Origin of the sequence: Trinickia sp. (genome assembly GCF_036503415.1) — a bacterium.
GTDB lineage: Bacteria > Pseudomonadota > Gammaproteobacteria > Burkholderiales > Burkholderiaceae > Trinickia.
The window spans coordinates 26,342-47,544 of sequence record NZ_DASXWY010000121.1; the positions used below are offsets into that span (position 1 = coordinate 26,342).

General features: G+C 65.1%; 17 protein-coding genes. 11 read left to right on the top strand and 6 right to left on the bottom strand.

Features of this window, described 5'->3' with window-relative positions; genetic code table 11:
- Positions 1–107 precede the first annotated feature (107 nt).
- The 4 genes from hscB (at position 108) to iscX (ending at position 3,203) form a co-directional block, all read left to right on the top strand.
- Positions 108–635 (top strand): Fe-S protein assembly co-chaperone HscB, encoded by a 528-nt coding sequence (gene hscB, locus VGL01_RS15430; protein WP_331570770.1) that lies wholly within the window; start codon positions 108–110, stop codon positions 633–635.
- A 79-nt stretch (positions 636–714) separates the two neighbouring features.
- Positions 715–2,580, top strand: coding sequence for a Fe-S protein assembly chaperone HscA (hscA, locus tag VGL01_RS15435; protein WP_331570772.1), 1,866 nt, complete (start codon positions 715–717; stop codon positions 2,578–2,580).
- A 67-nt stretch (positions 2,581–2,647) separates the two neighbouring features.
- On the top strand, positions 2,648–2,989 hold the full coding sequence (gene fdx / locus VGL01_RS15440) for an ISC system 2Fe-2S type ferredoxin (RefSeq protein ID WP_331570774.1): 342 nt from the start codon (positions 2,648–2,650) through the stop codon (positions 2,987–2,989).
- A gap of 16 nt (positions 2,990–3,005) precedes the next feature.
- The gene (iscX, locus tag VGL01_RS15445) at positions 3,006–3,203 is read left to right on the top strand and encodes a Fe-S cluster assembly protein IscX (RefSeq protein ID WP_173255431.1); all 198 of its coding nucleotides are present in this window, start codon (positions 3,006–3,008) and stop codon (positions 3,201–3,203) included.
- A gap of 107 nt (positions 3,204–3,310) precedes the next feature.
- Here iscX and VGL01_RS15450 read toward each other — a convergent pair whose 3' ends face one another.
- The 6 genes from VGL01_RS15450 to VGL01_RS15475 all read right to left on the bottom strand — a co-directional run bounded on the left by VGL01_RS15450 (position 3,311) and on the right by VGL01_RS15475 (position 12,059).
- Positions 3,311–4,180, bottom strand: coding sequence for a glycine zipper 2TM domain-containing protein (locus VGL01_RS15450; protein WP_331570776.1), 870 nt, complete (start codon positions 4,178–4,180; stop codon positions 3,311–3,313).
- A gap of 272 nt (positions 4,181–4,452) precedes the next feature.
- A complete protein-coding gene (gene lysS / locus VGL01_RS15455) occupies positions 4,453–5,979 on the bottom strand; it encodes a lysine--tRNA ligase (RefSeq protein ID WP_331570778.1) in 1,527 nt (508 codons plus the stop codon).
- Positions 5,980–6,065: 86 nt separating this feature from the next.
- A protein-coding gene (gene prfB, locus VGL01_RS15460; protein ID WP_331570780.1) for a peptide chain release factor 2 occupies positions 6,066–7,170 on the bottom strand; the annotation gives its coding sequence in 2 pieces (ribosomal slippage) (positions 6,066–7,088 and positions 7,090–7,170; 1,104 coding nt in all).
- A gap of 94 nt (positions 7,171–7,264) precedes the next feature.
- On the bottom strand, positions 7,265–8,938 hold the full coding sequence (locus tag VGL01_RS15465; RefSeq protein WP_331570782.1) for a histidine phosphatase family protein: 1,674 nt from the start codon (positions 8,936–8,938) through the stop codon (positions 7,265–7,267).
- 207 nt (positions 8,939–9,145) lie between these two features.
- Positions 9,146–10,861, bottom strand: coding sequence for a single-stranded-DNA-specific exonuclease RecJ (recJ, locus tag VGL01_RS15470; RefSeq protein ID WP_331570784.1), 1,716 nt, complete (start codon positions 10,859–10,861; stop codon positions 9,146–9,148).
- Positions 10,862–10,943: 82 nt separating this feature from the next.
- Entirely contained in the window at positions 10,944–12,059 is a 1,116-nt protein-coding gene (locus tag VGL01_RS15475; RefSeq protein WP_331570786.1) for a regulator, read from the bottom strand.
- Between the two features lie 97 nt (positions 12,060–12,156).
- Between VGL01_RS15475 and VGL01_RS15480 the strand changes: the two genes are divergently transcribed.
- From VGL01_RS15480 to kdsA, 7 genes are all read left to right on the top strand, one after another.
- Positions 12,157–13,410 (top strand): lipoprotein-releasing ABC transporter permease subunit, encoded by a 1,254-nt coding sequence (locus VGL01_RS15480; RefSeq protein WP_331570788.1) that lies wholly within the window; start codon positions 12,157–12,159, stop codon positions 13,408–13,410.
- Positions 13,403–14,146 (top strand): lipoprotein-releasing ABC transporter ATP-binding protein LolD, encoded by a 744-nt coding sequence (gene lolD, locus VGL01_RS15485; RefSeq protein WP_331570789.1) that lies wholly within the window; start codon positions 13,403–13,405, stop codon positions 14,144–14,146. The genes VGL01_RS15480 and lolD overlap by 8 nt, the downstream gene beginning before the upstream one ends.
- A 33-nt stretch (positions 14,147–14,179) precedes the next feature.
- On the top strand, positions 14,180–14,968 hold the full coding sequence (locus VGL01_RS15490) for a TatD family hydrolase (RefSeq protein WP_331570791.1): 789 nt from the start codon (positions 14,180–14,182) through the stop codon (positions 14,966–14,968).
- A 51-nt stretch (positions 14,969–15,019) separates the two neighbouring features.
- Entirely contained in the window at positions 15,020–17,620 is a 2,601-nt protein-coding gene (locus VGL01_RS15495) for a DNA internalization-related competence protein ComEC/Rec2 (RefSeq protein ID WP_331570793.1), read from the top strand.
- Between the two features lie 70 nt (positions 17,621–17,690).
- The gene (locus tag VGL01_RS15500) at positions 17,691–18,494 is read left to right on the top strand and encodes an alpha/beta hydrolase (protein ID WP_331570795.1); all 804 of its coding nucleotides are present in this window, start codon (positions 17,691–17,693) and stop codon (positions 18,492–18,494) included.
- A gap of 86 nt (positions 18,495–18,580) precedes the next feature.
- Entirely contained in the window at positions 18,581–20,242 is a 1,662-nt protein-coding gene (locus VGL01_RS15505; protein WP_331570797.1) for a CTP synthase, read from the top strand.
- Positions 20,239–21,093: a 3-deoxy-8-phosphooctulonate synthase gene (gene kdsA / locus VGL01_RS15510; RefSeq protein WP_331570799.1), complete on the top strand. Its 855-nt coding sequence runs from the start codon at positions 20,239–20,241 to the stop codon at positions 21,091–21,093. The genes VGL01_RS15505 and kdsA overlap by 4 nt, the downstream gene beginning before the upstream one ends.
- The last annotated feature ends 110 nt before the right edge of the window (positions 21,094–21,203 follow it).

Genomic DNA, 21,203 nt, shown 5'->3' on the forward strand with positions numbered 1-21,203 from the left:
AGGGCGGCGCGGGCCGCCTTTTTGTCGATCGGAGTTCGCGCTTCGGCGTCACGCATGGGCGCGGTATCGCTGCGATGCCGGGTGCTTTTAACCGACAACCGATTTTCATGGCCTCGATTCATCAAAGCCACTTCGATCTCTTTCATCTGCCCGAGCAGTTTGCGCTGGACATCCAGGCGCTCGATGCCGCTTACCGGACGGTCCAGACGCAAGTTCATCCGGACCGCTTCGCCGCCGCGGGCGACGCGCAAAAGCGGGTGGCCATGCAGTGGGCCGCGCTCGCAAACGAGGCTTATGGCACGTTACGCGATCCGTTGAAGCGCGCGCGCTATCTTCTATCGCTGCGCGGCGTGGATGTCGATGCCGAGAACAATACGGCGATGGAGCCGATGTTCCTGATGCAGCAGATGGAATGGCGCGAGCGCGTGGAAGACGCCGCGTCCGCGCGCAGCGTTCCGGCATTGGACGACTTGCTCGAAGAACTGCGCGAGGAGGAACGCGTGCGCTTCGACAAGCTCGCCGCGTTGCTCGACAGCGGTGCCAATCAGCCGGCCGCGGAAGCGGTGCGGCAGTTGATGTTCATCGAGCGCGTCGTTGCCGAGCTCGGCAAAGAGATCGAGCGGCTCGAACATTGAGACTGAGCCGAGCCCCTATGCGAACGGCTAGGGCTCATATTCGACAACGGCAGCGCAGTCTCCCCGAAGATAACTACAGATGGCTTTACTGCAAATCTCCGAACCCGGCATGGCACCGGCGCCGCATCAGCGGCGGCTCGCCGTGGGTATCGACCTCGGTACGACGAACTCCCTCGTTGCCGCGGTGCGCAACGGCGTGCCCGACGCGCTGCCCGATGAGCACGGTCGCGTATTGCTGCCGTCCGTCGTTCGCTATCTCGAACGAGGCGGGCGCCGCATCGGACTGAGGGCGAAGGAAGAAGCCGTCCTCGATCCGCGCAATACCATCGTTTCCGTGAAGCGCTTCATGGGACGCGGCAAGGCGGAAGTCGACGGTGCCGAGAACGCGCCTTACGATTTCGTCGAGGCGCCCGGCATGGTCCAGATTCGCACGGTCGCGGGCATCAAGAGTCCGGTCGAGGTGTCGGCCGAGATTCTCGCGACGCTGCGTCAGCGCGCCGAGGATACGCTGGGCGACGAGCTCGTCGGAGCGGTCATCACCGTGCCCGCCTATTTCGACGAGGCGCAGCGCCAGGCAACGAAGGACGCCGCACGCCTGGCCGGGATAGATGTGCTGCGGCTGCTCAATGAACCGACTGCGGCGGCGATTGCCTACGGCCTCGATAATGGTTCCGAAGGGTTGTACGCCGTCTACGATCTGGGCGGCGGAACGTTCGATCTCTCGGTCCTCAAGCTGACCAAGGGTGTCTTCGAGGTTCTCGCGGCGGGCGGCGATTCGGCGCTCGGCGGGGACGACTTCGATCATCTGCTCTATCGCCATGTCTTGAGCGAGGCCGGGCTGGCCCAGCAGCATTTGCCGCCCGAGGATGTCCGCCTGCTGCTCGATCGCGTGCGCGCGGCCAAGGAGGCGGTATCGACTGTCCCCGAGGTCATGCTCGAAGCGACGCTTTCCGATGGCACGATGATCTCGATTCCCGTGACGGAAGCGGCGTTTTCGGCGCTGGTGCAGCCGCTCGTGCAGCGCACGCTGACGCCGACCAAAAAGGCGTTGCGCGATGCCAAGGTGTCGCCGGCCGAGATCAAAGGCGTGGTGCTCGTGGGAGGCGCAACCCGCATGCCGGTGATTCGGCGTGCCGTCGAGGCATTCTTCGGGAAACCGCCGCTGACGAACCTCGATCCGGATCAGGTCGTCGCACTCGGTGCGGCGATTCAGGCCGACCTGCTCGCGGGCAATCGCGGCGGCGACGATTGGCTGCTGCTCGACGTCATTCCGCTGTCGCTCGGTATCGAGACGATGGGGGGACTCGTCGAGAAAATCATTCCACGCAATTCGACGATTCCGGTCGCGCGTGCGCAGGAGTTCACGACGTTCAAGGACGGCCAGACTGCGATGGCCATCCACGTCGTGCAAGGCGAGCGCGAGCTCGTGTCCGATTCGCGCTCGCTCGCCCGTTTCGAGTTGCGCGGCATCCCGCCGATGGCCGCCGGTGCGGCGCGCATTCGCGTGACGTTCCAGGTCGATGCGGACGGATTGCTTTCGGTCGTGGCGCGCGAGCAGCACTCGGGCGTGGAGGCATCCATCGTCGTCAAACCGTCGTACGGCTTGGCCGATGACGAGATCGCGCGCATGCTGGAGGACAGCTTCCAATCCGCCGAAGTCGACATGCGGGCACGCGCGCTGCGCGAGGCGCAGGTCGAAGCTCAGCGGCTCAGCGAAGCGACCGAGGCCGCGCTGGCCGCGGACGGCGAACTGTTGGACGCCGACGAGCGTTCGCGCGTCGTCAGCGCGCTCGACCGTCTTCGCTCGGCCGCGAGCGGCGCCGACGCGAATGCGATCGAGGCGCAAACGAAAGCGCTTGCCGCCGAGACCGATGAGTTTGCCGCTCGGCGGATGAACAAGAGCATCCGCGCTGCCTTGCAGGGGCGCAAGCTCGACGAAATCTGACTGGCAGGCGGAGCGTGCTTGACAGCGCGCCCGCCGCCGCACATCTTACTGACCGAACGGAATCCGTATGTCGCAAATCGTGGTGCTGCCTCATGTCGAACTGTGCCCGGAAGGGGCTGTCATAGAAGCCGAGCCGGGCAAGAGCATTTGCGCAACGCTGCTCGAAAACGGCATCGAGATCGAGCACGCTTGCGAAATGTCTTGCGCGTGTACCACTTGTCATGTGATCGTTCGAGAAGGCTTCGGAGCGCTCGAACCCTCGGAAGAGAACGAGGACGATCTGCTCGACAAGGCGTGGGGGCTGGAGCCGACATCACGACTTTCATGCCAGGCGATCGTGCCGCCCGGCGAGGACCTCGTGGTCGAGATCCCACGTTATTCGATCAACCACGCGAAGGAAAACCACTGAGGAGGAGGGAGCAGCCATGAAGTGGACGGACACCCAGGACATCGCAATGGCCCTCACGGACAAGCATGCCGATGTTGATCCGCAATATGTGCGGTTCACCGACTTGCATCGTTGGGTCACGGAGCTCGAGGGCTTCGACGACGACCCCGAGCGTTCGAACGAAAAGATCCTCGAAGCGATTCAGCTGGCCTGGATCGAAGATGCTCAGGAGTGACCGGCGCCCGCGCGATGGGGCCCGCCGGTCATGAATAAAAAGGCGATCCGCCGAGCGGATCGCCTTTTTGTTTGTGGGCTCGATCGAGCCCGGGGCTGCCTTTGCGCTTAACGTGCGACGAGCGCGCCATGCTCGATCCGCACGGGTTCTCCCTGTTGGAACGGCGGTGCCTGGTGATAAGTGAAATAGCGCGTACGTCCGTTCTGCATTCGCACGCGGACTTGGTACACGGTCGAGCTGCGCAGATGTTTTTCGACGGCGTTGCCGGCAAAACCGCCACCCACGGCCCCCAACGCGGTCATGCCCAAGCGGCCAGTTCCAGCGCCGAACTGGTTGCCGATCAAGCCGCCGGCAACGGCACCGCCGACCGCGCCGAGCCCCGTGCCGCGGCCCTCATGGCGCACGGCCGAAATCGATTCGACCGTTCCGCAGCTTGCGCACGGTGCAGCCGCGCGTTGCTGCGGCGGCGTGTAGGGCTGCTGGGTTTGCTGCGGCGCGTACGAAGGCTGCGGGTTGCCTTGCTGCTGGGCGTACTGTTGCGGCTGTCCGTAGGGCTGTTGAGCGTACTGCGGTTGTGGCTGTGGCTGTGGTTGCGGTGGCTGCGCATAGGCGCTCTCAGCCGGCGGTTGGGCGGCAGACTGGCTGGGGCTGACCGACGACTGAAGCGGTTGCGACGGCTGCCGCTGGCCGGCGTATCCGCTCGTCGCTTCGCCGGCCTGGGCACCCGGAGGCTGCGCGGCGGCCTGCTGTTGGCTACCGCCAACGGCGGCGGGCGCTGCGGTGTCCACGACGGGCTGATTGGCCACCTGGGCCACCTGGGCCGATTGGGTCTGAGCAGTCTCGCCGCCGGTGCCCGATGCTTTCGGGAACACGCCCGTGATCGCGGCGGTCGCGGCAAGACTTGCAATGATGATCGTCGCAGCCGCGGTAGCGATCAGCGGATGAAGGCGGCGTGGCGACGTGGTGGGTTGATTCATGGCGGACCTCGTCGAGACGATGTAGTGCTTGCTGTGCGCGCTGATTTAGACACAGACAGTTTCGGCGAAAGGTCCACGGCCGACGTTTCAATTTGTAACCGCTTGCACGAGGCGCCTTTTTCGCGAGCATAGGGCTGCTCCGCTGCGGCGGAGCGTCTTCTGCGGGGCGCAAAGGGTGCGACACCTTCAACGCCACGCCCGCCACACGCTGCGCGCCGCAGCTTTTACCGATGGTTACAAAGTCGAACGACGCGCGCGGCCTGGAGCGGCGCTCAATCCTCGCGGCGCAGGTGGGGGAAGAGAATGACGTCGCGAATGCTGGGGCTATCGGTGAGCAGCATCACGAGCCGGTCGATGCCGATGCCGCATCCGCCTGTGGGCGGCATGCCGTATTCGAGTGCACGGATGTAGTCGGCGTCGTAGTACATCGCCTCTTCGTCGCCCGCATCCTTTTGCTCGACTTGCTTGCGAAACCGTGCAGCCTGGTCCTCGGGATCGTTGAGCTCGGAAAAACCGTTCGCGATCTCGCGTCCGGTAATGAAGAGCTCGAAACGCTCCGTGATGCCGTCGACCGAATCCGATGCGCGCGCAAGCGGCGAGACTTCGACCGGGTAGTCGATGATGAACGTCGGCTCCCACAGCTGAGCTTCAGCCGTCTCTTCGAACAGCGCAAGCTGCAGGGCGCCGAGGCCTGCATTCAGGAACATTGGTTGCGTCGTGTCGACGCCAAGGCGCTTGAGCTCCGAGCGCACGAACGCCGCATCGCCCAGTTGCGTGTCCGTATAGTCGGGCGCGTACTTGCGGATGGCCTGGGTGATCGTCAATCGATGGAACGGCTTCGACAGATCGAGCTCACGACCTTGGTAAGTGATCGTCGCGGTGCCGAGCGCGTCGACGGCCGTCTGACGGATCAGGCGCTCGGTGAAGTCCATGAGCCACACGTAATCGGTGTAGGCCGCATAGAACTCCATCATCGTGAATTCGGGGTTGTGCCGCGGCGAGACCCCTTCGTTGCGGAAGTTGCGGTTGATCTCGAACACGCGCTCGAACCCGCCAACGACGAGCCGCTTCAGATAGAGCTCCGGCGCGATGCGCATGAACATCTGCATATCGAGCGCGTTGTGATGCGTAACGAACGGCTTGGCCGCCGCGCCGCCCGGAATCGGGTGCAGCATCGGCGTTTCGACTTCCATGAAATTCGCATCCGACATGAACTTGCGAATCGAGGAAATCGCCTTCGTGCGCGCGACGAAGGTCTGGCGTGCTTCGGGTGTCACGATCAGATCGACATAGCGCTGCCGATAGCGCGTTTCCTGATCGGCGAGGCCGTGGAACTTGTCGGGAAGTGGCCGCAGCGCCTTCGACAGCAGCCGCAATTCAGTGCATCGGACCGACAGCTCGCCCTTGTTCGTCCGGAAGAGCACACCGCGCGCCGCGACGATGTCGCCGAGATCCCATTTCTTGAATGCATCGTAGGTGTCGGCGCCGACATCGGCGGGTGTCACGAAGAACTGAATCTGACCCGAGCCGTCCTGGACCGTGGCGAAGCTCGCCTTGCCCATGACGCGTTTGAGCATCATGCGGCCGGCGACGGCCACTTGCAGCGCCGTGGCCTCGAGCGCGTCCTTGTCCGCATCGGCGTAATCGGCCTGCAGACTGCCCGCCTCGTGCGTCGGACGGAAGTCGTTCGGATAGGCTACGCCCGCCGCGCGCAGCGCATGCAGTTTCTCGCGACGCTCGGCGATGATCTTGTTTTCGTCGACGCTGGCGTCCTGGCTCGAAAGGGTCGGTTCGGTCATGATTCTCTACTGTGGGGGAGGGCGGCGCACGTCGCGCGGCCGCCCGGTGCCGGCTGTCGCGCGTCCGGCACGACACGATGAGGCGCTTACACGCCTTGTTTCAGGCTCGCGCTGATGAACGCATCGAGATCGCCGTCGAGCACACTTTTCGTATTGCTGATTTCGACATTGGTGCGCAGATCTTTGATACGGCTGTTGTCGAGCACGTAGGAACGGATCTGGTGACCCCAGCCTACGTCCGTCTTGCTCGATTCGAGCTTGTCCTGCTCCGCCTGGCGCTTGCGTATTTCCGCTTCGTACAGGCGCGATTTCAGCATCGCCATGGCTTCGGCGCGGTTGCGGTGTTGCGAGCGGTCGTTCTGGCACTGCACGACGATGCCCGATGGCAAGTGCGTGATACGCACGGCGGAATCGGTCTTGTTGATGTGCTGACCGCCCGCGCCCGACGCGCGGTAGGTATCGATCCGTAGATCGGCCGGATTGATGTCGACTTCGATCGAATCGTCGATTTCGGGGTAGACGAACACCGACGAGAACGACGTATGACGACCGCCTGACGAGTCGAACGGCGACTTGCGCACGAGGCGGTGCACGCCCGTTTCGGTGCGCAGGAAACCGTACGCGTATTCGCCTTCGACCTTGATCGTCGCGCTCTTGATGCCCGCAACATCGCCTTCCGATTCTTCGAGCACTTCGGCCTTGAAGCCCTTGCGTTCGCAGTAGCGCAAGTATTGACGCAGCAGCATCGACGCCCAATCGCACGCCTCCGTGCCGCCCGCGCCCGCTTGAATGTCGATGAACGCGTTGTTCGGATCGGCCGGATTCGCGAACATCCGGCGGAATTCCATGTCGGCGACGCGTTGCTCGATTTTCGCAGCGTCGCTTTCGACGCCGACGAGCGTGTCTTCATCGCCTTCCTCGCGCGCCATGTCGAAGAGATCCTTCGTGTCGCGCAGGTCGTTGTCGAGTGTGCTCAGTACGTCGACGACGCCTTCGAGCATCTTCTTTTCCCGGCCGAGGGCCTGGGCGTGCTTCGAATCGTTCCAGACGTTCGGGTCTTCGAGTTCCTTGTTGACTTCGATCAGCCGTACAGCCTTGGCGTCGTAGTCAAAGATACCCCCGTAGCTCGCCTGCGCGGCGGCGCAGGTCGGCGAGAGAGCTCTCGATGGCATTCAGGCGTTCCGCTTCCATGTCGATCTGCTTTTGCGTCGTCAAAAGGGGAAATTATAGCCGATCGGCGTCCACCGCTTCGCACCGTCTCGAGCGCATTTCGCCGTCGAAAGAATTACGGCTCGCTGCTCGGGACGAGCTGCAGCGTTTCACCAGAAACCCCACGCGGCGCGTCGGCGAACCGACGATCGCGGCGATGCGCACCGAACATCGTCAGCGTCACGCCGAGCCGAAACTGCCTCACGACGATCGTTTCATCGATCAGCGCGAACGCAAAGAACCCGAGCAGCGTGCCCGCGACGAGTGTCGGCGCGTGGCGAAACGCCTCCGGCATGAGCAGGCTCAGCCACAGAAAAATGTTCGGCGAAGTTTGCAACAGATGAATGTCGCGTGCGACGGCCGGCGCGATCGTCCGCGCACTCAGGCGCTCCTGGATGAGCATATACAGCGCGCTGCCGATACGGCTCGCTCCGAAGAGGAGGAACGGCAGCAGCAACGCCGCCCACGGATGCCAGCTGCTGGAATGCAGCGCGGCGGCGACGAGCGGCCCGCCCGAGCGAAGCGCTACGAGAAAGGCGAGGAAGACCATTGCGAGGGAACCGGTCCAACCCCAGTTCGTATTCAGCCGGCCTGCGGCAATCGGGCGAGCGTACCGCCAGCTCTGCGCGAAAAGCGAGGGCAGCGCGAGCGCGATGACCAGCACCACGAAGAACCGCTGCAGCGCGCGCACGTCGCCGACCACTTGATGATGCCCCACGAAGAGCGCGAGCAGGATGACCGGTAGCACGATCGAGAGCGCGAGCGTGTAGCGCGCGGCGAAAAAATAGTCGCCGCCGCGAGCCAGCGAGAACGTCGGCACGGAAAGCGCGGGCGGCACGATCAGCAACAACCCGACCAGATGAAGCCATTCGCTGCGAAAGCAGGTGAGCAAAATGCACGCGCCGGCCACACGCGCGGAACTCATGATCGCGAGCGCGACGTTCTCCGGACCGCCGCTCGCGCGCAGCGATTGCGGCTCGATTCGCAGCGCGAGAAAAAATGCATTCAGTGCGAGCAGTGCCACGATGGCGGCGCTGCTCCACGTGTGCGGCAAGGCCATGCCGAAGAACGAAAATACGAAACCGGCGAGCGCGGCAGCGAGCATCCATTGCAGCAGGTAGATCTCGACGTGTTCGCCAATATAGTTGAGTGTCGACGAACTGCGCGCCGTCATCGATTTCAGATCGTTCCACGAGAGCGGACGTGAATTCGGCAACCGGAAGTCGATGTAGTCTTCGGTCGGCAAGCCCGAAGCAATCAGCGCGAAGATCTCCACGACATACTTGTGCGCGACGACGAGCACGTTCTTGCCTTGCCGATCGAGCGGTGCAAGGACGTCCTCGTAGTAGGCCTTGCAACGACTGAACAAATCCATCCAATGCTCGCCTTGCGGCGGCGCTCCATCCGGGTGGTGAAAACAGAAATCGTAGAGCCCGTGTCCGATCGATTTTTTGATCAGCGTCTTGTTCTTGCCGGCGAAGATTCCGAAGTCGCGCTCGACCAGCATCTCGCTGTGCACGATGCGCGGTGTGCCGCCAGCGCCTTCGAGAATAATGGTGGCCGTTGCCTGGGCACGCTCGAGCGTCGATATGTGCACTTCATCGAACGTCAGGCCGAGGCGGCGAACGTAGCGCGCGGCCTGCTGCGCTTGCCGGCGGCCGAGCGAAGTCAATGGCGAATTCTTCGATCCTGCGAAGTAGTTCTGCTCGTTGGCGAGCGATTCCCCGTGGCGCACAAAATACAGCGTCATTGCAGTCATCTCCCTTTTCGCGACCGGCCAGCCGTGACAGGCTGTGACGACGATAGCCATCGCGAGGCGTACATCCGAGGCGCATGGCCCCATTTGCACGTAGGTGACGTTGCAGCGCAAAAAAGTTGCGACTTCCCGATGAGGAGTCGAATTCGATGGAGGGGGGCATCGGTCATCCCGGTGCGAATGACGCAAGCAGTCGAGCCGCTAGCCGGCCTCGTCCGGGCCGACCGCATGTTCGACGAAAAGCTGCACGCGCGCGACACCGTTCCAACTATCGCAGGCGAGCCGATATGCGATATGCGCGCGCGCCGGAAGCGGCTCCGTGTGATTGAACCAGATCGCCTGGAATCGCTGACGCCCGCGCATCAGTTGCAGCTTCAGGTGCTTGTCCTTCACGAGCGCCTGCGACACCACATCGAAATCGCCCGAGAACGTCGGCGCCGGAAAACCCTGACCCCAGACGGCCGCGTCGAGCATTTCCACGATCTGCGGCGTGAAATAGGCGTCTTCGAGATCGCCATCGGTGAAAACGACGCGCGCCAGGACATCCTCGCTGAGCCATTCGCGTCCTACTTTTTCGAACGCTGCTGCAAAGCGCGGCACATCGGCCGCGGCGAGCGTGACGCCGGCCGCCATCGCATGTCCGCCGAACTTCGCAAGCAGGCCCGGCTCGCGTTTGGCCATCAAATCGAGCGCATCGCGCAGATGAAAGCCTTGGATCGAGCGGCCCGAACCTTTGGCGACGAGACCACGCTCGTCGGCGGGCGCGAATGTGAACGCCGGCCGGTGGAACTTCTCCTTGAGCCGGCTCGCGACGATGCCGATCACACCCTGGTGCCACGCCGCATTGAAGAGCGTGATCGTCGTCGTGCCCGATGGATCGACCCCGGCGAGATCGGCCAGCGCCTGCTCCTGCATGCCGGCTTCGATCTCCCGGCGCTCGCGGTTCATCGCGTCGAGCTGCTGGGCAAGCTCCCACGCGCGCCCGACATCGTCGGTGATGAGGCATTCGATGCCGAGCGACATATCGGAGAGCCGCCCGGCTGCGTTCAGGCGCGGCCCGAGTGCGAAGCCGAGGTCGAAGCCCGACGCAGTGCGGGCATCGCGTCCGGCGGCTCGGAAAAGCGCCGCCACGCCGGGCTGCATACGGCCGCGCCGGATACGCGCGAGACCCTGCGCGACCAGGACGCGATTGTTACCGTCGAGCTTGACGACATCGGCGACCGTGCCCAGTGCAACGAGATCGAGCAGCCCGTCGAGCCGCGGCTCGGTCACGCCGGGCGCGTCGAACGCCCCGCGTTCGCGCAACAGGGCCCGCAGCGCGAGCAGCACATAGAACATGACGCCGACGCCGGCGATACATTTGCTCGGGAACGTGCAGCCCGGCTGATTCGGATTGACGATGGCGCGCGCGTCCGGCAAGACGTCGCCGGGCAGGTGGTGATCGGTGATCAGCACCTCGATGCCACGGGCGCGGGCTGCGGCCACGCCGTCGACGCTCGCGATGCCGTTGTCCACGGTGATCAGCAGGTCGGGCGAGCGCGCGGCTGCCAGCTCGACGATCTCGGGCGTCAGCCCATAGCCGTATTCGAACCGATTGGGCACGAGATAGTCGATCGTCGCGCCGAACATGCGCAGACCGCGCACGGCCACCGCGCATGCCGTCGCGCCGTCGCAGTCGTAGTCGGCGACGACGAGCAGGCGCCGCTTGGCGGCAATCGCATCGGCGAGCAGCTCGGCCGCGTCGCTGGCGCCCTTCAGGGCGACCGGCGGGACGAGCCGGGTGAAGGTCGTTTCGATTTCTTCCGGCAGGCACACGCCTCGGGAAGCGTATAGACGCGCCAACACAGGGTGCAGGCCTCGGCTGATCAGCGCAGCAACGTCTGCGGGCGAGGGCGCGCGCGTCACGATTCGGGTCATGGCAAGTCGGAAAAGATCGGAAACGGTGATGTTGTCGCGCAGACCGTGCGCCGTGCGCGCGATGCCTGATATGAGCGGCGCGTCATTCGAACAGCGAAGCGAGCACGCGTCGACGCCAGAACCGGCGCAAATCGCCGCGCCCGGCGGCAAGCGTCACCGATGCCGTATCGCCGCACAGCGTCAAGACCAGTGAGCCGATGTCTCCGCCTTCCAGCGCCGCGAGCGCGGGCGCGAACCACGCCTGCTCGAGTTCGGTGAGCGCATGACTCCAGCCGGGCCAGTCCTGGGCGATGAAGGGCGTCGCGAACGCTTCGAGTTCGACCAGCGTGCCGCCGCCCGCCAGGCCGGCTGCCGCCGGACTGGCGGCGGCCGGCAGCCGTTCGTACGAGGAGGGCGGCGCGCTCGCCGCGACGCCGGCGGCCAGCGCGAGCCCGCGCGTGGCGGCGGCGTTGGAGAAGACTCGTGCGAACGGACTGCGCACGCTCTGGCGGGCACCTTGCGCGTGCAGCCAGAGCGAATTGATCGCGGGCAGGCCACGTGCCTCGCGTGCTTCGTTGATCGGATGTTCAAACCACGCCATCTGGACTTCGTTTTGAAGCTTCATCCAGGCACGCGAGCGTTGCCCCGTGCGGGCGTCGTGCGGCAGCCAGATTTCGACGCTGCGCCCGCTCGCGCGCAGCGGCGAGGCGCCGGCCAGCGAGCCGAGCGCCTCCCCGCTCAGATACCAGCGGTCGGGGCGCGGTGCCTCGATGCGCATTCCGAGCTCTTCGACGAGCGGCCTCGCGATGTCGAAAAGCGCGCAGGCCTCTTCGTCCTGGAGTTGAAGCGATGCCGGATCGAGCAATACCAGATGGTCGTGCGCTACGCGCAGATGGACGGGTTCGACACAGGCCCAGACCGCTTCGCCCGGGTCGGCACCATCCGCCTGCATCATATAGGGCGCGAGCGGCGCCTCGTCGGCGGCGCTCGATGCGGCAGCGTCGGCGAGCACGCCGAACTGGCGCGCCACCCAGCGCTCGTGCGGCAGGGTGCGCTGAAAGTCTTCGCCCGCCACGCGCTCGACGAGCGTGGCGCGTGCGAGCAGTTTGTCGAGGGCTGGCGCGCGCAGCGAATGCAGTTCGCTTGGCGCGTCGGCGGCCGTCGGCAACGCGAACGGCAAGAGCAGATGAAGACGGTTGGCGTGCATGATGGGGGGCATTGTATGGCAAACTGCGCCCTTGATCGGCAGTGCGCGCGCTGCGGCACGTCCATTGCGTCGCATGCGATGCCGATGCGCAACGGATTTAAGGACTCGCTTGAAACTCCCTTACGAATGGCAAATCGGCTGGCGCTACACGCGCGCCGGCAAACGTACGACGGGCAACGGTTTCATCTCGTTCATCGCACTGGTGTCGATGTCGGGCATCGCGCTCGGGGTCGCCGCACTGATCGTCGTGCTCTCCGTCATGAACGGCTTTCAGAAGGAAGTGCGCGACCGGATGCTCTCGGTGCTCGCGCACGTGCAGATTTTTTCTCCGAACGGTGCGATGCCCGAATGGCAGTTGACGGCCCAGGAAGCGCGCCGGAATCCGGAGGTGATCGGCGCCGCGCCTTATGTCGATGCGCAGGCGCTGCTCACGCGCGGCGACGCGGTGAGCGGCGTGGCCCTGCGCGGCGTCGAGCCTTCGCTCGAGCCCCAGGTATCGGACATCGGCAAGGAAATGAAAGCGGGACGCCTCACGGATCTCGCCCCCGGACAGTTCAATATCGTGCTCGGCGCCGATCTGGCCGACGGGCTCGGTGTGACGGTCGGCGACAAGATCACGCTCGTCGCGCCGGAAGGATCGATCACGCCGGCCGGCATGTTGCCGCGGCTCAAGCAGTTCACCGTGGCGGGCGTGTTCCAGTCCGGGCATTACGAATACGACAGCACGCTCGCCCTCGTGAACATCCGCGATGCCGAGGCGCTGTTCCGGCTCACGGCGCCCACCGGTGTCAGGCTGCGCCTGAAGGACATGCAGCAGGCACCGCGTGTGGCGCACGAGCTCGCGCGCAGCTTGTCGGGCGAGTTGTACATTCGCGATTGGACGCAGCAGAACAAGACCTGGTTCTCGGCGGTCAAGATCGAGAAGCGCATGATGTTCATCATCCTGACGCTCATCATCGCGGTCGCGGCGTTCAATCTCGTATCGTCGCTCGTCATGACCGTCACGAACAAGCAGGCCGATATCGCAATATTGCGCACGCTCGGCGCGCAGCCGGGCTCGATCATGAAGATCTTCGTCGTGCAGGGCATGACGATCGGCTTCGCGGGTACGGCAACCGGTGTGGCGCTCGGTACGCTCATCGCCTGGAGCATCCCGTGGCTCGTGCCGATGATCGAGCATCTGCTCGGCGTGCAGTTTTTGCCTCCGTCCGTCTATTTCATCAGCGAGCTGCCGTCCGAGCTCGTACCCGCAGACGTCTTCCGGATCGGCGTGATTGCATTCGTGCTGTCATCGCTCGCTACGCTCTACCCGAGCTGGCGTGGCGCGAAGGTCCGGCCCGCGGAGGCGCTGCGCTATGAGTGAACTCATGATCGGTCGAGGCGCGGCGACAGGTCCGGCCGTTGTGGCGGAAAGCGTGCTCGAGGCAACCGGAATCTCGAAAACGTTCGTGCAAGGCGGCTTGAATGTCCCGGTGCTCACGGGCGCGAACCTATCGGTGCGGCGCGGAGAGAAGCTCGCAATCGTCGGCGCCTCGGGCTCCGGCAAGAGCACGCTGCTGCATGTGCTGGGCGGGCTCGACGAGCCGAGCGCCGGACACGTGTCGCTGCTCGGCAAGCCCTTCACGCAACTGGCGGAGCGCGAGCGCAACGACTTGCGCAATCGCGCCCTGGGCTTCGTCTATCAGTTCCATCATCTGTTGCCCGAATTCAGCGCGCTCGACAACGTCGCGATGCCGCTTCGCATTCGCCGGCTCACGAGCGCCGACGCGAGACGCGAAGCGATGCGCATGCTGGAACGCGTCGGGCTCGCGCATCGGGCACAACACCGGCCCGGCGAGCTGTCGGGCGGCGAGCGCCAGCGCGTGGCGATCGCGCGCGCGCTCGTCACCGAGCCGGCCTGCGTCCTGGCGGACGAGCCGACCGGCAACCTGGACGGCGGCACGGCCGATACGGTCTTCAACCTGATGCTCGAGCTCTCGGAGAAGCTCCAAACGAGCTTCGTCATCGTCACGCACGATCACGATCTCGCGGCGCGCTGCGATCGCACGCTGCGGCTGCGCGACGGCGTGCTGCACGAAGATCCAACGGTGCCGGTCTGAGCCGGGCCTCATCGATATCGCGGCCCGCCCGTCATGTGGATCGATACGCACTGTCATCTCGATGCAGCCGAATTCGACGCTGACCGCGAGGCGGTAGCGGGGGCGGCGCACGACGCGGGCGTCTCGCGGATCGTGATTCCGGCCGTGGCCGCAGGCAATTTTGAAACCGTACGGCGGCTGGCCCGGCAAATCGAGGGCGGTGCCTACGCGCTCGGCATTCATCCTCTGTTCACGCGAGAAGCGCGCGAGGACGATCTCGTCATTCTGCGGCGGGAGATCGAGACGAGCCTCGCCGATCCACGCTTCGTCGGCATCGGTGAAATCGGCCTCGATTACTTCGTGCCCGGGCTCGACGACGAGCGCCAGCGGTTTTTCTACGAAGCGCAACTGCGGCTCGCTCGCGCGTTCGATCTACCCGTCATTTGCCACGTGCGCAAATCGCAGGACCTCGTACTGAAAGGGCTGCGCCGCAGCGGCGTGAAATGCGGCATCGCGCATGCTTTCAACGGCAGCTTTCAGCAGGCGCACGCCTTCATCGAGCAAGGCATGCGTCTCGGATTCGGCGGCAACGTCACCTTCGAGCGGGCGCGTCAGATTCGCCGGCTCGCCACCGAGCTGCCGCTCGAAGCCATCGTCGTCGAAACCGACGCGCCCGATATCGCGCCCGCGTGGCGCTACAAAGGGCGCAATACGCCGGATCAGACCGCGCGCATCGGCGCGATCATCGCCGAGCTGCGCGGCCTCGACATCGACCGATTGGCCTTAGGCACGACGGCCAACGCTTACGCCGCATTGCCTCGACTCGAACCGCGCCACCCATAATCGCTCGTTCCAATGCGCCACGTTTTCGGCGCTTGCGAAAGGAGGGGCGGGATGCGGATGGTGCTCTGCGGGTTCGTGCTCGGCATCGCTACGTTGCAGCAGCGCGCGGATCTGCCCGGCGGGTTCGCATGGACTCTCGGCGCACTCGTGGGGCTGGCCGCGCTCGGATGGTTTCTCGCGGGGGCGATCCCACGGCTGGCTGGCACGGGCGAAGATGAACCGACATGGTGCGCTCGCGCGGTGCGATGGAGCCGGCGCCATCCGGTGAGCCGCTGGGGCGCACTCGCATTGGCGGCCGCGCTGATAGGCCATGGCTACGCCGCGTCGCGCGCCGAGTGGCGTTTGCGCGAGGCTTTGCCGCCGCATTGGGAGGGGCGCGAGCTGATGCTGAGCGGCGCCATCCGCGGGCTGCCGGCGCATGAACCCGGCCTTGTGCGCTTCTTGTTTTCGGTCGACGTCGTCGATGTCCGCAGCAGGTTGGGCATCGACGATTTTCCGTCTCTCGTTCAGCTCAGTTGGTCGGAACGCGCCGGCGGCCGGGTGCCCGAACTCGTCCCCGGTGCGCGTTGGCGTTTGACCGTGCGCCTGAAGCGGCCGCATCGCAATGCGAACTTCAACGGTCGCGATGGGGAGGCCGCACTGTTCGCACGCGGGGTGCGTGCAACCGGTTATGTCGTCGCGCCGTCGACCGCGCGCCTGGAGCCCGGCCGTGCGGGCACTCTCGCGGCACGCGTCGACCGTTGGCGTTTCATGCTGGCCGCCCGCATCGATGCGGCCCTCGCCGGGGCGCCGCACCTTGGCATCGTCAAGGCGCTGGCGATCGGGGCGCAGGAGGCGATCGACGCGGCGGACCGCACGATATTGCGCCGCACCGGGACGAGCCACCTCGTCGCGATCTCCGGGCTGCATATCGGCTTCGTTGCCGGCGCGAGTGCCGCATTGGCCGCATGGCTCTGGCGCCGCTCATGCGGTTTCGGCGTGTGGCTCGCGCGTCGCGGCCGGCGCGAATGGCCGCTCATCGTGCCTGCGCCTGTTGCGGCTGCGCTGACCGGCACGCTGTGCGCAACCGGCTATGCCGCGCTTGCAGGGTTCAACGTGCCCGCGCAGCGGGCGTTGTGGATGCTCGTCGTCGTCAGCGCCGCCGCGGCGCTCGGACGCAATATCGCGTCGTCGCTCGTGCTGGCGTGGGCTGCGGTGCTCGTGCTCGCCGCCGATCCTTGGGCCGTGATCGCACCCGGCTTCTGGCTCTCGTTTGGCGCGGTCGCCGTCATCGCGCTGGCGATGCAGTTCCATTTGCGGCGCCCTGGCGATCGCGAGCTCGACACGCCCGAGATCGACGATCCGTTGCAGCCCGGCAGCGAGCGGCGCGCGTCATGGCGCGACCGATGGCGCATGGGTTCGCGACGGCTGGGCGAAAGCCTGGTGGGCGCGGCGCGCGCGCAATACGCCGTGACGATCGGGCTCGCGCCGTTGACCGCGTTCTGGTTTTCGCAAATCTCGCTGGCGGGACCGCTCGCCAACGCGTTCGCCGTGCCTTGGGTGAGCCTCGTCGTCACGCCGGTCGTGCTCGTCGCCGTGGTGTTGCCCGCACCGCTCGACGCGGCCGCATTCGAGCTGGCCCACACGCTTCTTGCACCGCTCATGCGGCTTCTGGCCAGGCTGTCGGCGTATGAATGGGCCGAGTGGCGGCTCGCGCGGCCCTCGACATGGGCAATGGTGTCGGCCGCCGTGGGCGTTCTGTGGTGCTTGATGCCGCGGGGCTGGCCGATCCGGTTTGCCGCTCCCTTGGCGTGGCTGCCTCTGGCGCTGCCGCCGCCCGCGCCGGCGCCCGGCACGTTCAGGCTGACGGCCCTCGATGTCGGCCAAGGTGCGGCGATCCTCGTCGAAACGGCACGGCACGCGCTGCTTTTCGACGCCGGGCCGGGCCCCGAGTCGACGAGTGCCGGCGAGCGCATCGTCGTGCCATCTCTCGTCGCCAATGGTGTGCCCACGCTCGACGCGCTCGTGCTGAGCCACGGCGACGCCGATCACGCCGGGGGCGCGCCGGCAGTACTCGATGCGGTGCCCGTGCGCCAATTGCTCGGCGGCTTGCCGACGTCGAATCGCCTATGGGCGCTGGCGCAGGCGGCCGATGCGCAGGGCCGGCGCTGCGCTTCGGGGCAGCGCTGGCGATGGGACGGCGTCGAGTTTTCCGTCCTGTGGCCCGACGCAGGCCCCTTGCCGAGCAAATCGAACGCGCACTCCTGTGTATTGCGGATCGAGGCGCCGGGCTTCGTGGCGCTGTTGACCGGCGACATCGATGCGTCCATCGAAAAGACCTTGCGCCTGCGCGCCCAGCCAGCGCTGCGGGCCGATGTATTGCTCGTGGCCCACCACGGCAGCCGCACGTCGTCGACCGAACCTTTCCTCGATTCGGTAAGGCCGCGCATCGCGATATTTCAGGTAGGCTATCGCAACCGCTTCGGCCATCCGCATCCGAGTGTGTGGGCGCGCTTTGCGGGGCGCGGCATCGAGCTCGCGAGAACCGATCGCGACGGTGCGGTGCGCGTGGAGCTCGATGCCGGCGTGCCGACGCTCGAGCGCTATCGCGATACGCATCGACGATATTGGATGGATCAAATGGACAGCGGGCCTCGCGGCGCGGCGGGGTAGCGCCGGCATGACCAGGCACGAGCGGGCGGTGGCAGGCAACGGCGGCGGATAACGACGGAGGCAGCGGCGCTTGAAAGACATCATTCACTTTTCGCACGCGAACGGTTTTCCGGCACCGATCTACCGGACGATGTTTGCCGAGCTCTCCGACGACTACGAGATCCGCTACGTCGAGCGCATCGGGCACGATCCGCTTTTTCCGGTCACGAGCGACTGGCCGCATCTCGTCGACGAACTGCTCGCCGACATCGATCGGCGATACGAGGCACCGGTATGGCTCGTCGGCCATTCGCTGGGCGGCTATGTATCGCTGATGGCGGCGCTCAAGCGTCCGCATTGCGTGCGCGGTGTACTGATGCTCGATTCGCCCGTCGTCGCGGGCTGGCGTGCGAGCGTGCTGCGCGTGTCGCAATGGACGGGCCTCGACGAGCGGCTCTCGCCAGCGGCCGCCACGCGCAACCGCCGCACCCACTGGGCGAGCCGGGAGGAAGCCTGGCGTCATTTCCACGCGAAGCCTGCATTTGCACGCTGGGACGAGCGGGTCTTGTCCGACTATGTCGACTTCGGCATTCCGCAGACGGCCGTGGACGGTACGCGCGCGCTCGCGTTCGATCGGCAGATCGAGTACCTGATCTACAGGACACTGCCGCGCACGCTCGGTGCGCGTCTCGCGCACGGCTCGCCGGTGCCCGTCGGCTTCATTGCGGGCACGCATTCGAAGGAGGTGCGCCAAGTCGGCCTCGAAGCGACGCGTCGCGCAACGCGGGGGCGTCTCGAATGGATCGAGGGCACGCATCTTTTTCCCATGGAAAAGCCGATCGAGACGGCGCGCGCGGTGCAGCGGGTGCTGCGCTCGCTGCGTGAGGCTGGATAAGCACGCGGGGAGCGCCGCGCGCTCCTCGGCACGCTGAGCGCGCGAACCTTTACGGTATAATCCGTTTTTCCCGCGAGCATCCAGCGATGACTAAATATGTTTTCGTCACCGGCGGCGTAGTGTCGTCCCTTGGCAAGGGCATTGCCGCCGCCTCTCTCGCCGCGATCCTCGAGTCGCGCGGTCTCAAAGTCACCCTCCTCAAACTCGATCCCTACATCAACGTCGACCCGGGCACCATGAGTCCGTTTCAGCACGGCGAGGTGTTCGTGACCGAGGATGGCGCCGAGACCGATCTCGATCTCGGGCACTACGAGCGCTTCATCAGCACGAAGATGCGCCGGGCGAACAACTTCACGACGGGCCAGATCTACGAATCGGTGATCCGCAAGGAACGCCGTGGCGATTATCTCGGCAAGACCGTACAGGTCATTCCGCACATCACGAATGAAATTCAGGCGTTCATCGAGCGCGGCGCGGCGTCGGCCACCTGCGGCGAGCCCGACGTGGCCATCGTCGAAATCGGCGGCACGGTCGGCGATATCGAATCGCTGCCGTTTCTCGAAGCCGCGCGGCAGATGAGCCTGCGTCTCGGACGCAACAGTGCTTGCTTCGTGCATCTGACGCTCGTGCCTTACATCGCGACAGCCGGCGAATTGAAGACCAAGCCCACGCAGCACAGCGTGCAAAAGCTGCGCGAGATCGGCATCTTGCCGCACGTGCTGCTGTGCCGCGCGGATCGCCAGATTCCCGATGACGAGTCGAAAAAGATTTCGTTGTTCTCGAACGTGCCCGAAGACGCGGTGATCTCGGTCTGGGATGTCGACAGCATCTACAAAATTCCGCAGATGCTGCACGATCAGGGGCTCGACACGATCATTTGCGACGAGCTCAAGCTCTCGCCCAAGCCCGCCGATCTCACGCTGTGGGCCGATATCGTCGAGAAGCTCGAGCACCCGCGTCACGAGGTGACGATCGGCATGGTCGGCAAGTACGTCGATCTGACCGAATCGTACAAATCGCTGATCGAGGCGCTGCGTCATGCATCGGTCCATACGTCGACGAAGGTCAACATCGAATACATCGATTCGGAGCAGATCGAGCAAGAAGGTGTCGCGAGCCTCGCGCATCTCGATGCCATTCTCGTTCCGGGCGGCTTCGGTCGCCGCGGCACCGAAGGCAAGATCGCGGCGATCCGTCACGCGCGTGAGGCCAAGGTGCCGTACCTGGGCATCTGCCTCGGCATGCAGCTCGCGGTCATCGAATTCGCGCGCGATGTCGTCGGCATGAAGGATGCGAACAGTACCGAGTTCGATCCGGCCACGCCGCATCGCGTCGTGGCGCTCATCACCGAGTGGTATGACCGCGAGGGTCGCGTCGAGAAGCGTAACGAGGGATCGGACTTGGGCGGTACGATGCGCCTCGGCTCGCAGCGTTGCCCCGTCAAGCCCGGCACGATGGCCGAAGCGATTTACGGCAAGGATGTCAACGAACGGCATCGCCATCGCTATGAAGTCAACAACCGCTATGTCCCTCAACTCGAGGCGGGCGGGCTCGTCATCAGCGCGCGTACGCCCAGCGAAGATCTGCCCGAGATGATGGAACTGCCGCGCGAAATGCACCCGTGGTTCGTCGGTGTGCAGTTCCACCCCGAATTCACGTCGACACCGCGTGACGGACATCCTCTGTTCAAGGCGTTCGTCGAAGCGGCCCGTGCGTGCCATCTCGCGCGACTCGGGGAGAAGGTATGAAGCTCGCCGGTTTCGAGATTGGCCTCGACAAGCCGTTTTTTCTGATTGCGGGAACCTGCGTCGTCGAATCGGAGCAGATGACGATCGATACGGCAGGCGCGCTCAAGGAAATCTGCGCTGGACTTGGCGTACCGTTCATCTACAAATCGTCGTATGACAAGGCCAACCGCAGTTCGGGCAAATCTTTTCGCGGGCTCGGAATGGACGAAGGCCTGCGCATCCTCGGCGAAGTAAAGCGGCAACTGAACGTGCCCGTGTTGACGGACGTGCATTCGATCGAGGAAATCGAGTCGGTCGCGTCCGTTGTCGACGTGCTGCAAACTCCGGCGTTTCTGTGCCGCCAGACCGATTTCATTCACGCCTGCGCGCGCTCGGGCAAGCCCGTCAATATCAAGAAAGGGCAGTTTCTCGCGCCGCACGACATGAAAAATGTGATCGAGAAGGCGCGTGACGCGGCGCGCGAGGCCGGGCTTTCGGAAGATCGCTTCATGGCCTGCGAGCGTGGCGTTTCGTTCGGCTACAACAACCTCGTTTCGGATATGCGCTCGCTCGCCATCATGCGCGAAACGGGAGCGCCCGTCGTATTCGATGCGACGCATTCGGTGCAACTGCCGGGCGGGCAGGGCACGAGCTCGGGCGGTCAGCGCGAATTCGTCCCGGTGCTCTCGCGCGCGGCGGTGGCCGTCGGCGTGGCCGGGCTTTTCATGGAGACTCACCCCGACCCGGCGTGCGCGCTATCCGATGGCCCCAATGCCGTGCCGCTCAAGCGGATGGCCGAGCTGCTGGAAACGCTCGTTGCGCTCGATCGCATCGTCAAGCGTGCGCCACTGCTCGAGAGCCACTTCGACTGACGAACTGACGCACACCCACGCTTCGCGGATGATTCGTGGCGCGGCGACGGCACGCAAAGTGACTCGCAAGCGCGGCGACTCCGGGATGCAGTGGGAAAAACAAGCAAAAA